Source organism: Streptococcus sp. DTU_2020_1001019_1_SI_AUS_MUR_006 (assembly GCF_032340315.1).
GTDB lineage: Bacteria > Bacillota > Bacilli > Lactobacillales > Streptococcaceae > Streptococcus.
Genome location: NZ_CP135436.1, coordinates 707,628 through 721,850, shown reverse-complemented (window position 1 = coordinate 721,850; position 14,223 = coordinate 707,628). Strand labels below are relative to the sequence as shown.

Here is a 14,223-nt window from a genome sequence, read left to right as displayed (position 1 = left end):
CATTTTTGCCTTATCTTTTTTAAGATAGTACTATTAAAAAAAAGAAAAGGTGAAAATCATGGAAACATATACGCTTGCAAATGGGGTTGCTATTCCTAAAATTGGTTTTGGAACTTGGCAAATTGCTGAAGGCGAAGAAGCCTATAACAGCGTTAGCTTCGCACTTAAGGCGGGTTACACACATATTGATACCGCACAAATTTACGGTAACGAAGTTTCTGTAGGTAAGGCGATTGCTGATAGTAATTTGGCACGTGAGGATATTTTCCTAACTACCAAACTTTGGAATGATAAGCACGATTACGATTTGGCTAAGACTTCTATCGATGAATCTCTCGAAAGATTAGGTGTGGATTATTTGGATCTTTTGCTTATCCATTGGCCTAATCCAAAGGCGCTTCGTGAGAATGATGCTTGGAAGTCTGGTAATGCAGGCGCTTGGAAGGCAATGGAAGAAGCCTACAAAGAAGGTAAGGTGCGTGCTATCGGTGTGTCTAACTTTATGCAACATCACCTAGAAGCTCTTCTTGAAACAGCTGAAATTGTGCCACATGTCAATCAAATCCTCTTGGCTCCAGGTTGTGACCAAAAAGACTTAGTTGCCTATTGCCAAGAGCGCGATATCCTTCTTGAAGCCTATAGTCCACTAGGTACAGGTAGCATTTTTGGAAATGAAGATGTTGAAGCAGTGGCTGAACGTAACGGTAAATCTGTAGCACAAGTTGCTCTGCGTTGGAGCCTTCAAAAAGGTTTCTTGCCACTACCTAAGTCTGTGACACCTAAAAATATAAAAAGTAACTTGGATATCTTCGACTTCGACTTATCAGAGGAAGATATGGCAGTCTTGGATAAGATTCAAGGCATCAAAACTCAGGATGATCCTGACACAGTTAATTTTTAATAGGATTTTAAACCGTCCTCAAATTCCTTTTTCAACTTTGGTGTCAAACGAGACTTCCGACATTTTTCTTAACCCTGTGGTCGTATTGTTCCTGTGCTAAGGCTACGGAATAACCATTTTGGCATCGTCTTAACTCTCTTGAAATAGTAGACTTATGGACGCCAAGTTTATTTGCAATTTGGCAAGTTTTCAAACCTAATTCTAAGTAAGTTTCTATCTTTATTCGGTCGGTTATGGTAAGATGGGAGTAGCTCATAGTTTTTCCTCGGGTTCTGTTTGTGTGGTTACTTACAGTTTACACCAATGAAACGCTATGAGTTTTTTTCTTGCACTATATTTTACAATTTATCATTTGACATAATGATTTCCTCTTTATTTCATTTGATTTGTGAGATTATTATACAAAACAGAAACCGACAAGTAACTGACAAAAGAAGTTAGGGTTTTGACAATTCGCGCCACATGAAATTATTTAAGCATATCCTTTTCTTTCATTACCATTTTCTGTTATAATAAATTGTACTTCTAGAATAGAAAGGACTTAAGATGACAACTCTTATTAAACATAAACGTGTAGAATTTTCAGAACTTTTTTATGACTTAGTTTTTGTTTTTGCAATTTCAAAAGTAACTACTTTAATTGACCATCTTCATAACGGTATTTTGACTTGGAATTCTTTGCTTGATTTTTTCATGTCTGTCTTGCTTCTCATCGATTCCTGGATGATTCAAACCGATTATACCAATCGCTATGGAAAGAACTCTTTATTTAACATAGTAATCATGTTTATCAAAATGGGAATTTTACTCTTTATAGCCAATATGATTGGACCTGATTGGCAACAATATTTTCATTATGTCTGTTGGGCTATTGGTACATTAACCCTTACCTTATTTTTTCAATATTTGGTTGAGTTTTTTAAAAAATCAACCGATAATGTTCATAGGGAAAGTATCAAAGGTTTTCTATGGATAACAGGTCTACGAAGTTTAGAAATCTATCTAGCAGCTCTTCTTCCTATTTACATTGGAGTCTATATCCTTTATGCTAGTATTCTGCTAACATTTATTACGCCAATTACCTCGATTAGTAAAGATGAGCATTTCCAGGTAAATCTCCCCCATTTAATCGAGCGCATCTCCCTTCTTGTCATTATTATGTTTGGAGAGATGATTACGGAGCTAGCTAACTTCTTTACAATCGAGAATTTCTCGATTTATTCGGTTCTTTATTTCATTATTATGATTTCTCTGTTCTTGTTTTATTTTGGTCAATTCGACCATGCTATTGATGAAAAATCTAATCAAAAGGGGCTATTTCTAATTTACAGTCACTATCCTATTTTCATTGGACTTATGATGATGACTGTATCGATGGGATTTCTTCAGAATCCTGAAGCTAATCGTCTCTTTGCAACCAGCTTCTCTTATATCGGATTTGGCCTCTTTCAAGCTGCTGTCCTAGTAAATGGGCCCCATAACAAACACTATCTTCGCTATTCGAAAAGTTACTACTGTGTCCAAGCTACACTCTATCTGGCTGCCTTGATTCTCTCTTTAATCTTTGCTTCTAATCCTATAATAGTAGTGAGTATAACAACCATTTTAGCTCTAGCTATAGCTATTCATTCTATTTATTTTTATATGACACAGAATAAAAAATATTCCAAATCTAACTGGGGGTTCTTTTAATGAGTTTATAACATAAAAAAGCTTTGGGAACCAAGGCTTTATATGATATCAATCACCGACCACGAAAATGTTTAGCTTACAGAACTGCTAGTGAAGCTCTAGAGGATGAGTTCGAGTAAATGTTGCACTTATTCTTGCAATTTATCATTTACTTGATGCACGAACTCGATATTTTTTTCGTTAATTTGTTTTTGCCCCACTTTTGCCCCATTTTTAAATCCTGACATTGAAAATACCTAAAAGTATTTCCCTAAAATCAGCTATATTTCAACATTTTTGTTTATTTTTAATATGAAAAGTTCTTACAAATTCATGCAGGGGGCATCTAAACAACAGGAAAAAGCCTTGGAATCAAGGCTTTTTTTCTTATCAAATCAATCTCATCCATACTTTTCACCACTCAAAAAGTGAGCCATCGATTTGGCTCACTTCTTCTTTTCACTCTTAATTACGATAAAAATGACTATCTTTGTCACTTGGTGATTGGCCGATTGCCAAGACGTCTTGGCTACCATCCGTACCAGTTAATTCATTTGCTACGCCTGCTGGGGTAAAGATAAGGCGTGCACCTTCTCCACCACCAACAAGATGAATTCCTGTCAAATAGTAACCGTCCTTCTCCTCTACTTTGTCCATCTCATATTTAAAGGTGCCTTTTGAGCTTTGAATGGTCACGATTCCATCCGCTGTTACTGTAGCAGTTGTTCCAGCATAATTCTCCCAAGTCCCAAGGAATTTAGAATAATCTTTTTTATTTTCCGCCTTTGTCTCAGTTTGAGTAGCTGTAGCGCTTGAAGAACTTGTCTCAGACTTCTGCTCCTCTTTTTGACTAGCTTTTGTTTTACTTGATGACTCCTTTGTTACTTTAGAGGATGAGGCCTCTTTACTTGAAGATGCTGTAGTTTTTTCAGCATTTCCTCCACAAGCAGCAAGTGTCACCGCAGCTAACAAGGCAAGAGCTGAAAGACTGGTGTAGCGCAATGTTTTTTTCATGATAATCTCCTTTTAAAATGATGATACAGTTTCATCTGCATCTAAAATAGCTAGCTTGAAATTACATATATTTTTGACGGCTAACCTGTAGTTTTCAGTGTATCATTTATTTCCATATAATTCAATAGCTATTTGACATCAAAAAAGGCTAATCCAATCAGGAATTAGCCCTTCTATTTTTAATAGATAAACATGGCATCACCAAAGCTAAAGAAACGGTACTTTTGGTCGATAGCATGCTGGTAGGCTTCAAGAACCAATTCACGGCCTGCAAAGGCAGAAACGAGCATGACCAAGGTAGACTTCGGCAAATGGAAATTAGTAGAAAAAGCATCCACAACCTTCCAGTCATAACCTGGCTTGATAAAGATATTGGTCCAACCAGAGTCTGCTTGGATCTGACCATCAAACTTGCTTCCGATGGTTTCTAGCGTACGGATAGAGGTTGTCCCCACGGCAATGACACGGCCACCATTTTCCTTGACCTGACGCAAGGTCGCTGCAGCTTCTTCAGACAATTGATAAAACTCTGAGTGCATCTCATGTTCATCTAGATTATCTACTGAAACAGGTCTAAAGGTTCCAAGTCCAACATGCAAGGTCAAGTAAACTAGGTGAACCCCTTTTTGCTGGATTTCTTCCAGTAATTCTTTGGTAAAATGCAGACCTGCAGTTGGAGCAGCAGCTGAACCACTTTCCTTGGCATAGACTGTTTGGTACCGTTCACGGTCATCCAACTTTTCGTGGATATAAGGAGGAAGCGGCATTTCTCCCAGGCTTTCAAGCACTTCTAGGAAAATCCCTTCATACTCAAAACGGACAATACGGCCTCCATGGGTTAATTCCTCGGTCACGACTGCGCTTAGGCGACCATCACCAAAGACAACACGGGCACCGACCTTGAGACGTTTAGCAGGTTTTGCCAAGACTTCCCATTCGTCTCCAGCTGTATTTTTCAAAAGCAAGAGTTCAACGTGGCCCCCTGTTTCTTCCTTTTGACCATGAAGTCGCGCTGGCAGAACACGTGTATCATTCATAACCAGAGCATCACCTGGCTCTAGCATTTCAATAATGGAGTGAAAATGGCGATCTTGAAATTCCCCAGTCTGGCGATTGACCATCAAAAGCTTAGAGGCATCACGCTTTTCCAAAGGAGTTTGTGCAATCAATTCCTCTGGCAAGTGAAAATCAAAATCATTGGTATTCATTGTTGTCATATTTCCTTTTCTTTTCTAATGTACTTATGATTAGCTATCAAAACGAACTTCTTCAAGCAAATACTCGATGAAACGTTCACCCATCTTAGACAAGCTTGTTTTCTCATGCTGGATATAAACCAGCTCAATGGGATCATCAATATCAAGTGGAATAGAGACGATATTGTCTCCGTTGAGATTACTATTGAGGATACCTGTCGCGATGGTATAACCGTCCAAACCAATCAAGAGATTGAACAAGGTCGCACGGTCACTAACCACGATGGATTTCTTGTGGTGTTCCTGTGACAAAATCTCTTCTGAGAAATAGAAGGAATTATGGGTTCCTTGGTCATAGCTCAAGTATGGGAAGTCTTCTAGGTCTGCCAACTGCACCTTTTCTTTTTGGGCAAGTGGGTTGGACTTGCTGACAAAGATATGGGGTTGTGCTGTAAAGAGGTGATGGGCAACCAGATGATTGTCATCCAACATCTTCGAAAGAACATCTCGGTTATAGCTATTTAAAAAGAGGACTCCGACTTCACTGCGGAAGTTCTTGACGTCGTCAATGATTTCCCAGGTTCTGGTTTCACGCAAAAAAAGCTCGTACTTTTCCATATCGCTCTTCTTGAGCAAGGAAACAAAAGCATTGACCACAAAAGCATAGTGTTGCGAAGACACACTAAAAAGCTCGCGATGAGCGATCGGATTTTTATAGCGTTCTTCTAGAAGTTGAGTTTGCTCAACAACCTGACGAGCATAAGATAGAAATTCCATTCCATCACGTGTGAGGGTGATTCCCTTAGGATTTCGAATAAAAATCTCAATTCCCATCTCATTTTCTAGGTCACGAACTGCATTTGATAGACTAGGCTGCGTAATGAAGAGTTGCTTGGCAGCTTCATTCATCGAACCTGTCTCTACAATTTTGATAATATAGTGTAATTGTTGAATTCTCATGCTTTTATTGTACCATACTTGAGGCAATATAAAAAGAACCAGTCACTGAAAGCTCTGTGGCTAAGCTTAGATGAATGCTTTCAAATGACTTTATCTAGCGACCTAAAAAGAGAGAGTGGGACAGAAATCGGTAATTCGTTAGAATTCGATTTCGTCGTCCCACCTCCGCACAGTTGAGTAGGGCTGTAAAAGCTGATGAAATCAGCGTAGTAGAGGCCACTCAACCACTGCGTCTTGATCGACAATCCAAAGACAATTGAGAGGCTAGGACTTTTGTCCCAGCCTCTCTCTTATTCTTTAGAGTTAATCTGCCTTCTAAAGCGAAACTTAGCTTCCTCTTTCCCAGAAGATGGCTAGTAAAATCATGGCACCGAGAACTGATGGGATAATGGCTGTACCGCTTAGGCTTGGTCCCCAAGAACCAAAGAGTAATTGTCCTAGAAAGGCACCAATCCAGCCGAGAAACATTTTCCCGAAGCATCCCATACGTTCGCCACGATTGGTGATAGCTCCTGCTAGTAGTCCGATTAAAAGTCCGACAAACATACTTCCAAGCATAGCTTCTCCTTAATTTGCCCAATCTCCATTGCGGAAGAGAGGTACGCGTGTTCCATCCTCACGGATACCATCGATATCCATTTGGTTGGAACCAATCATAAAGTCAACGTGAACGTCTGAACGATTAAGTCCTGCTGCTTCAAGCTCTTCTTCGCTCATCTCTGCTCCACCAACAACACTGGTTGCGTAAGCTGCACCGATAGCCAAGTGGTTCGAAGCATTCTCATCGAAAAGAGTATTAAAGAAGGTAATCCCTGACTGAGAAATTGGGCTTGGATCTGGTACCAAGGCACATTCACCCAAGGCACGCGCACCAGCATTCTTAAAGACAAGGTCCTTCATAACCTGATCACCCTTCTCGGCAGTAATATCAACGATTTGACCGTTTTCAAAGGTTACCTTGATGCCTTCGATGATATTTCCATTGTAGCTAAGAGGTTTTGTAGACGTTACATAACCATCCGCGCGACGGAAATCAGGAGCTGTAAAGACTTCTTCTGTTGGCATATTTGGCAAGAATCCTTCACCTTGAGCATTGATCGCTCCAGCTGATTCCCAAACGTGGTTCTTAGGCAAGCCAAGTGTCAAATCTGTTCCAGGTGCTGTGTAATGAAGAGCTGAGAATTGTTCTTTGTTGAGCATCTCTGCCTTGCTCTTTAGAATAGCTGCATGTTCTTCCCAAGCCTTAACTGGATCTTCTTCGTAGATACGGCAAGTCTTGAAGATTTGGTCCCAAAGGAGGTCTACTGCTTCTTCGTCGCTTGCTGCATTTGGAAAGACTTTCTTAGCCCACTCGAGTCCAGCTGCAGCAGCAACCGTCCAGCTAACCTTGTTAGATTGAGTGGCGATACGCATTGGCTTCATAGCAATTCCCATAGCTTTGGCAGAAGCTGAAAGTTTTTCTGCATCAACTCCGTTCAAGGCACCTGGGTCAGAAGAACGGACACCAAGACGACTTGCTTTGTTTTCAAGAAGGTAGTTCATCTCAGCAATCTTGTATTCTGGCACATTGTCCAAACGCTCTAGTGGCGCGTGCAGGAATTTCTCACGGTTTACAAAGTCATCTGCCCATTGAACGATAACTTCGTGTGCACCAAGTGCATAAGCCTCTTTAACGATTAAGTGAGCCAACTCACGTTGCTCCACATCGATTGAGAGAGCCAAGGTATGACCAGGTTGCACATTCACACCGTTTGCAACCAACAACTTAGCATATTTTTCTAGATTTTCTTTAAAATTTGGTAAAACCATGTTGTTTCTCTTTTCTATTTTATTTTTCTTTCAAAGCAGAAAATAATCCTGCCAAAGCAATAGCACCTGACAAGAGTGCTGTCGATAGAAGAATTGTCTGATCAGCAAGTTCCAATTGGTACTCAAACACCTTCTCAGCCGGCTTATCTTCCGCAAAAATTCTTAGTTTCATGAAATGTCCTCCGTTACTAGTATATCACATATGATGTAAATTTAAAAACAAGGCTAATAAAGCTTTTTTAATTAACTATCCAAGAATTGAAAACGCAATATACACCTATATTGACACTCTTCTTTAAGTTATATTGACATAAAAAAGCTAATGTGCTACTCTTTATAAAAAGACCCAAAAATACACAGGAGCAAAAAGATAATGGACGAAAACTTTAACAATGAAATTGCAAAACAAGTTACTAGTGCTATTCTGGATAAATACTTTTCACCTATAATTTCCAAAACGACTGACAAAGTTAAAACTCTCTTCGATGAGGCAAAAATTAATCTAGGGATTCCATTCCAAGCTTATTTGACAAAATCTTATGAAAAATACAGTAGAATCAAAACGATTATCTACGGAATTGAGCCCAAAAGACTGTATGATTTTTTTGAAGTTCCTTTTTTAAAAAAAGGTTCCGAACTCATCAAGCCCACAAAAACAAGAGTACTAACTGAACTCTCAAAATTTTTAATCATTGAAGGTTCTGGTGGAATTGGTAAATCCACTCTCATGAAACACCTTTTTCTAAGTGAATTAGAATTAAAAGACTATATTCCTATTTTTATTGAATTAAAAGATTTCAACGAAGAGGAGCATTTAGATCTTGAAAAATTACTGTTAAAAAAACTAAATCAATTTCACAATACATTCCAAGAAGAATATTTAGATTATGCACTTCAATCTGGATGCTTTTTATTCCTATTGGATGGCTATGATGAATTGTATAGCGAAAACCAAAAAGAATTTTTCAAGAAGTTAAATGATTTTTGTGACAAATATCCTGAAAACCACTACATCCTTTCTTCAAGACCTTATAGCGAATCCGAATTCATTGAATTTCAACGGTTCACAGTTTTAAAAGCTGTTCCTTTTACTAAGGAACAAGCTATAAGTCTTATTACAAAAATTGAATATCCCGATGAAGAACTCAAAAATAAATTTATTTGCGATCTAGAGACTGGTTTATATGATAGACATAAATCCTTTGCTTCAAATCCTCTCTTACTAAATATTATGCTCTCCACTTACAATGACTATGCAGAAATCCCGCAAAAATTACACCTATTCTACTATCAAGCCTTTGATACCATGCTCTCGAAGCACGATGCTACGAAAAGTTATCGACGAAAAATGCTATCAGATTTAAGTTCAGATACTTTTAAAGAATGTTTTGCAATCTTCTGTTTTCTAACATACCAAAAAGCAAAAACAGAGTTTACCTTCCCAGAGATTGAGGAAATTTTTAAAAAATTTCCTCCTCGAATTAAAAAGATTCTCAATATAGGCAATTTTATCCACGATTTAGAGAACTGTCTGTGCGTACTCTACAAAGAAGGAAACAGATACAAGTTCTCCCATCGTTCCTTCCAAGAATATTTTGTTGCTTATTTTCTAAATATACAAACGGATAGTAAGATGCGGGACTACAGCTTTCTTCTAATAGAATCGGGAAAATTTAGCATTCGTGCAGATTCAGTATTTTTTATGTTAGAGGATATGAGTACTCAACGCTTTAATAATAATATCTTAATCCCTTTATTAACTAAGTTTGAAGAAGCCAAATCTAAAGACGAGGACTTATTTGAATATTACATTCTCAATTTTCCAGTAAAAATTGAAATTTCTCCTAGCCCTAGCGACTCATCTCTTGGATTAGGATTCTACGAACCAACAGGTAAACTTCAGAGTTTTATTTATTATTTTTTCGACAATACTATTGATTATACAGTCTACAGTACAAGTGATAATAATCCTCTAATATCATTCTGCGAAGATAATCATTTAATAGAAAAGGTTATAGAACCAGAAGACCTCATTAAAAACAAAGAATTATTGGACTTATTTAAAAAATCTTGGGTCGGTCAACATACACTCTCTCTGACTCATTATAAGCAGAATCTGATAGAAGACCTAAAAGAAGAGGATATAGTCTTAGAGGATTAGTAATCTAGCCGTTGTATATTTATGTTCACAATTAAAAAATAACAGGATTGTCCAATGTCCTGTTATTTTTTTAATTATCAAACATCTCTGTTAAATTGGGGCTAATCTGCCTTCTTAAAACAAATCATCAAACAAGCTCAACTGATTATCCTCTGGCATATTGCCGAGAATTCCCATTTCATCCATCTTTTCAACTAAAGTTGAGGAAAGTCCACCACGCTTGCGTAGTTCGGTTTTAGAGAGGAATTCTCCCTCTTGACGAGCACGAACCAATTGCTTAGCAACGTTCTCTCCTAGACCATCCATAGCGACAAATGGTGGGATGAGGGTATCTCCGTCGATGATGAATTCAGTCGCATCACTACGATAGAGGTCTAACTTTCCAAATTTAAAACCACGTTCCCACATCTCATTGACGATTTCAAGTGTTGTGTAAAGGTCAATTTCTACGTTGGAAGCTTCATTGTTCTTTCGCTTTTCAGCAATTTCTTGCATCTTGCGTTTAATCGCATCCAAGCCTGCCCCCATGGTCTTGATATCAAAGGCCTTGGCACGGATGGAGAAGTAAGCACAGTAGTAATAAATCGGATGGTGAACCTTGAAGTAGGCTACTCGAAGAGCCATCATAACGTAGGCAGCCGCGTGGGCTTTAGGGAACATGTACTTGATTTTTCCACAAGATTCGATATACCACTCAGGCACATTGTTGGCCTTCATGGCTTCGATATAACCGTTGCGCTCTTCTTCTGAGATTTTGAGCCACAATCCCTTACGTACACGCTCCATGATAGTAAAGGCCATCTTTGGATCTAGACCAGCGTGCATGAGGTAAACCATGATGTCATCCCGACATCCGATAACGGTTGATAGGTCTGCAATTCCAGCCTTAATCAAGTCTTGGGCATTTCCCAACCAAACGTCAGTACCGTGAGACAGACCAGAAAGCTGTAGCAACTCGGCAAAGGTCGTCGGATGGGTTTCATCCACCATACCTCGAACAAAGTTAGTTCCAAACTCTGGAATTCCAAGCATACCAGTTGAAGTCCCGATTTGATCAGGCGTCACTCCCAGGATATCTGTGCCCGAGAAGAGAGCCATGACACCTGGGTCGTCCATCGGAATATCATTTGGATCAATGCCTGATAAGTCTTGCAGTTTCCGAATCATGGTCGGATCATCATGACCAAGGACATCGAGCTTGAGGACGTTCTCATCGATATCGTGGAAGTTAAAGTGAGTGGTTTGCCATTCAGCAGTCACATCATCTGCAGGATATTGTACTGGTGTAAAGTCATAGACATCCATATAGTTTGGAATAACAACGATTCCTCCCGGGTGCTGACCAGTCGTCCGTTTGACACCGGCAGCTCCTTGGGCTAGGCGCTCCACCTCGGCTTCTCGGTAGAACTTACCATAGTCGCGTTCGTAACCTTTGACAAATCCATAGGCTGTTTTAGCAGCCACCGTACCTACCGTTCCTGCACGGAAGGCATATTCTTCCCCAAAGATATCACGTACATCCAAATGGGCGCTCGGTTGATCTTCCCCCGAGAAGTTCAAATCGATATCGGGAACCTTATCCCCGTCAAAACCAAGGAAGGTCTCGAAAGGAATGTCCTGTCCATTCTTGCTAAGCTTATTGCCACAGTTTGGACAGTCTTTATTTGGCATATCAAAACCTGAACCGTAGGAACCATCCGTGATAAACTCACTGTACTGACACTGACCACAGACATAGTGAGGAGAGAGAGGATTGACCTCGGTAATCCCAATCATGGTTGCAACGAAACTAGATCCAACAGACCCACGGGAACCAACCAAGTAACCCCGTTCGTTGGAACGGTGCACTAGCATCTGTGAAGCCAGATAAATCACGGCAAATCCATTCCCCAAGATAGAGGTCAATTCCTTTTCAATCCGCAAATCAACGATATCTGGGAGTGGATTTCCATAGATTTCAAAGGCTTTTTTATAGGTTAATTCAGCAACTGTTTCTTCGGCTTTGTCAATGAAAGGCGTGTACAAATCACCCTTTACAACCTCCACCGGTTCAAAGATTTCTGCTAGGGCATTGGTATTTTCAATGACGATTTTGCGAGCCAAATCTTCTCCTAGAAAGGCAAATTCATCCAACATTTCATTAGTCGTTCTAAAATGTGCCTTTGGTAGCGGAGCTGGTTGGGCAGCTTCTCCGTGACCGATCGTTCGGTTAATCATTGCTCCCTGACCCAGACTGCGGACAATGATTTCTCGATAAATTTCATCCTCGGGTTCGAGATAGTGGACATTTCCTGTCGCAAGAACCGGCTTGCCGAGGCGATCTCCAACCTCTATCAAACTCTTGATAATGGTTTGGAGTTCTTCCATGTCCTTGACCTGCTCTTTGGCAATCAGAGGTTCATAGATTGCCGGAGGCATCACCTCGATAAAGTCATAGTATTTAGCAACTTCGACCGCTGCATCAACACCTTGTGATACGACTGCATCAAAGACTTCCCCTTCTGTACAAGCAGAACCCAAGATTAAACCTTCTCGATGGGCATCTAGTACTGTACGTGGAATCCGTGGAACTCCTTCAAAATACTGGGTATTTGAGAGAGAAACCAGCTTAAAGATATTTTTCAAGCCTACTTGATTTTTTACATAGATAGTTGCATGCTTGACGCGAGCTTTTTTATAAGAATTTGGACTGATTAAATCAAGGTTTAATCGTGCCAAATCTGTCACACCATACTTTTCTGCTACTTCTTTGATAAAGATGAAAAGCAGACGGCCAGTTGCTTCCGCATCATAGTTGGCCATGTGATGGTGTTCTAGGGCAACTCCAAAACGCTTAGTCAAAGGCCCTAGACCATGACGTTTATATTCAGGATAGAGATTTCTTGCGAATTCTAACGTATCAATAACAGGTTGAGTGATTTTTGGCAGGCCATGACGTTCATAGTTGGCATTCATAAAGCCAACGTCAAAGGTTGCATTGTGGGCTACAAGAACGGTATCCTTACAAAACTCTTGGAATTCTTTCAGAACTTGAACCAAGGGTTTGGCATTTTTCACATGCTCATCCGTAATTCCTGTCAATTCAGTAGTAAAGGCTGATAAGGGGTGACCAGGATTGATAAATTCATCAAATTCAGCTACGATATTGCCCTTATACATCTTAGAAGCTGCGACCTGAATCAAGTCATTATAGATAGCTGAAAGTCCAGTCGTTTCCACGTCAAAGACTACATAGGTTGCTTCAGACAAATCCATCTCAACTTCATTATAGACGATAGGTACACGGTCTTCAACGATATTAGCTTCCATCCCATAGATCAGCTGGATGCCTGCTTTCTTAGCAGCCTTATAGCCATGAGGGAAGGATTGAACATTTCCGTGGTCCGTGATTGCTACCGCTTTATGACCCCATTTAGCTGCTTTCGCAACGAGTTCTTCAACTTCAGGTAGAGCATCCATGGTCGACATATTGGTATGGGCATGGAACTCAACACGACGCTCTCCCTCTGGCATCAAGTCTTTACGCTCATAGTGAACGACTTCCTGAACATCCTGTACATTCATGGTCAAGTCTCGCGTGAAATTATTTACCTCGACATTTCCTCGAACACGGAGCCAAGAGTTTTTCTTGATCATGTCAAACTTCTGAGCTTCTTCTTCATTCTTGACCCATTTTTGCATAGAGAAACTGGAAGTATAGTCCGTCATCTTGAAGTTAATCAAGACACGACCTGTTCTAGTCACCTTATGCTCAACATCAAAGACAACTCCTTCAAAAACCAATCTATTTTCTTCAGTATTGACCTCGATCATAGGAGTAATCTCTGCCTTATCAAGTTTAGGCTTAGCAGCTGCTTTCTTGGCTTGGAAATCAAAGACAGGTTTATCCTCAGCTGGAGGAGGAGGAGCCATCTGTTCCAATTGTTCCATAGCCCGAAGTGTTTCTTCATTAGCAGCTTGGATAATCATTTGATTTTCCGTCTGAAAGGCCTCTTGCTCTTCCCTCGTGAGTTCTTCATTTTTTTCTAAACTGCAGGATAATTTAGGAAAGCCAAAAAGTTCCAGCTGTTTGCTAAGATTTGGCAGATGATTTTTTCTAAAATGCTCAGTATCTGCGGCTTCAGAAGCTTCAATGATTAACTGGTCATTTTCAAAGCGAACCTGAAAATTCTGATATATAGAACGAAAACCTTGACTAGCACAAGGACCATCCGAAAAAGCCTCTCGATAGTAGGCTTGTAAAAGTTCTCTAGAAAATTCCTGATTTCGCGTTTTTATCTCAAAACTAGCCTGATTTCCCGTTTTTGAGAATTCTTCTTTCAAGCCTCTTTTCAACTCTAGAAAAAGTTCAAAAGGCAAGATATTTTCAAAAACAAAATGAAACTCCCAAACTTTGCTTCGTTTATGGACAATGACTTGTTCTATTTCAGCCTGAGAGAAGGCCTCATGATTTCTCATTTCAGCGGGTATTCCCAACTGATTCATTAAAATTTCAAAAGTGGTTGACATCC

The 14,223-nt window shown here is 39.7% G+C and carries 10 protein-coding genes and 1 pseudogene; 3 read left to right on the top strand and 8 right to left on the bottom strand.

The features are described 5' to 3' along the window. Positions 1-58 precede the first annotated feature (58 nt). On the top strand, positions 59-901 hold the full coding sequence (locus RRU92_RS03655; RefSeq protein WP_315640463.1) for an aldo/keto reductase: 843 nt from the start codon (positions 59-61) through the stop codon (positions 899-901). Positions 902-903: 2 nt separating this feature from the next. Here the strand turns inward: RRU92_RS03655 and RRU92_RS03650 are convergent. Continuing rightward, a pseudogene (locus tag RRU92_RS03650) lies at positions 904-1,157 on the bottom strand (helix-turn-helix domain-containing protein); the annotation flags it as partial. Positions 1,158-1,447: 290 nt separating this feature from the next. Here RRU92_RS03650 and RRU92_RS03645 point away from each other — a divergent pair. Next, a complete protein-coding gene (locus RRU92_RS03645; RefSeq protein WP_315640462.1) occupies positions 1,448-2,593 on the top strand; it encodes a low temperature requirement protein A in 1,146 nt (381 codons plus the stop codon). A gap of 444 nt (positions 2,594-3,037) precedes the next feature. Here the strand turns inward: RRU92_RS03645 and RRU92_RS03640 are convergent, their stop codons facing one another. The 6 genes from RRU92_RS03640 to RRU92_RS03615 all read right to left on the bottom strand — a co-directional run bounded on the left by RRU92_RS03640 (position 3,038) and on the right by RRU92_RS03615 (position 7,723). Further along, complete coding sequence (locus RRU92_RS03640; RefSeq protein ID WP_315640461.1) at positions 3,038-3,586, bottom strand: DUF6287 domain-containing protein; 549 nt, start codon at positions 3,584-3,586, stop codon at positions 3,038-3,040. Between the two features lie 179 nt (positions 3,587-3,765). After that, entirely contained in the window at positions 3,766-4,794 is a 1,029-nt protein-coding gene (gene queA / locus RRU92_RS03635) for a tRNA preQ1(34) S-adenosylmethionine ribosyltransferase-isomerase QueA (RefSeq protein WP_303943433.1), read from the bottom strand. 39 nt (positions 4,795-4,833) lie between these two features. Continuing rightward, positions 4,834-5,742, bottom strand: a complete 909-nt coding sequence (locus tag RRU92_RS03630) for a LysR family transcriptional regulator (RefSeq protein ID WP_248034816.1) — start codon at positions 5,740-5,742, stop codon at positions 4,834-4,836. Positions 5,743-6,069: 327 nt separating this feature from the next. Then, positions 6,070-6,300 carry a GlsB/YeaQ/YmgE family stress response membrane protein gene (locus RRU92_RS03625; protein WP_045763100.1) on the bottom strand — a complete coding sequence of 77 codons (231 nt, stop codon included), beginning with the start codon at positions 6,298-6,300 and terminating at the stop codon, positions 6,070-6,072. 9 nt (positions 6,301-6,309) lie between these two features. Next, on the bottom strand, positions 6,310-7,551 hold the full coding sequence (locus tag RRU92_RS03620; RefSeq protein WP_315640458.1) for an aminopeptidase: 1,242 nt from the start codon (positions 7,549-7,551) through the stop codon (positions 6,310-6,312). A gap of 19 nt (positions 7,552-7,570) precedes the next feature. After that, positions 7,571-7,723, bottom strand: coding sequence for a hypothetical protein (locus RRU92_RS03615; RefSeq protein WP_000776626.1), 153 nt, complete (start codon positions 7,721-7,723; stop codon positions 7,571-7,573). Between the two features lie 201 nt (positions 7,724-7,924). Here RRU92_RS03615 and RRU92_RS03610 point away from each other — a divergent pair, with 201 nt between their 5' ends. Beyond that, positions 7,925-9,712 carry an NACHT domain-containing protein gene (locus RRU92_RS03610; RefSeq protein WP_315640456.1) on the top strand — a complete coding sequence of 596 codons (1,788 nt, stop codon included), beginning with the start codon at positions 7,925-7,927 and terminating at the stop codon, positions 9,710-9,712. A gap of 114 nt (positions 9,713-9,826) precedes the next feature. Here the strand turns inward: RRU92_RS03610 and RRU92_RS03605 are convergent, their stop codons facing one another. Beyond that, positions 9,827-14,221 carry a PolC-type DNA polymerase III gene (locus tag RRU92_RS03605; protein WP_315640455.1) on the bottom strand — a complete coding sequence of 1,465 codons (4,395 nt, stop codon included), beginning with the start codon at positions 14,219-14,221 and terminating at the stop codon, positions 9,827-9,829. Between the last annotated feature and the right edge of the window lie 2 nt (positions 14,222-14,223).

Bases quoted from the DNA above. Each gene is read 5' to 3' on its own strand.
- RRU92_RS03655 (WP_315640463.1), top strand. From the start codon at position 59: ATGGAAACATATACGCTTGCAAATGGGGTTGCTATTCCTAAAATTGGT.
- RRU92_RS03645 (WP_315640462.1), top strand. From the start codon at position 1,448: ATGACAACTCTTATTAAACATAAACGTGTAGAATTTTCAGAACTTTTT.
- RRU92_RS03640 (WP_315640461.1), bottom strand. From the start codon at position 3,586: ATGAAAAAAACATTGCGCTACACCAGTCTTTCAGCTCTTGCCTTGTTA.
- queA (WP_303943433.1), bottom strand. From the start codon at position 4,794: ATGAATACCAATGATTTTGATTTTCACTTGCCAGAGGAATTGATTGCA.
- RRU92_RS03630 (WP_248034816.1), bottom strand. From the start codon at position 5,742: ATGAGAATTCAACAATTACACTATATTATCAAAATTGTAGAGACAGGT.
- RRU92_RS03625 (WP_045763100.1), bottom strand. From the start codon at position 6,300: ATGCTTGGAAGTATGTTTGTCGGACTTTTAATCGGACTACTAGCAGGA.
- RRU92_RS03620 (WP_315640458.1), bottom strand. From the start codon at position 7,551: ATGGTTTTACCAAATTTTAAAGAAAATCTAGAAAAATATGCTAAGTTG.
- RRU92_RS03615 (WP_000776626.1), bottom strand. From the start codon at position 7,723: ATGAAACTAAGAATTTTTGCGGAAGATAAGCCGGCTGAGAAGGTGTTT.
- RRU92_RS03610 (WP_315640456.1), top strand. From the start codon at position 7,925: ATGGACGAAAACTTTAACAATGAAATTGCAAAACAAGTTACTAGTGCT.
- RRU92_RS03605 (WP_315640455.1), bottom strand. From the start codon at position 14,221: ATGTCAACCACTTTTGAAATTTTAATGAATCAGTTGGGAATACCCGCT.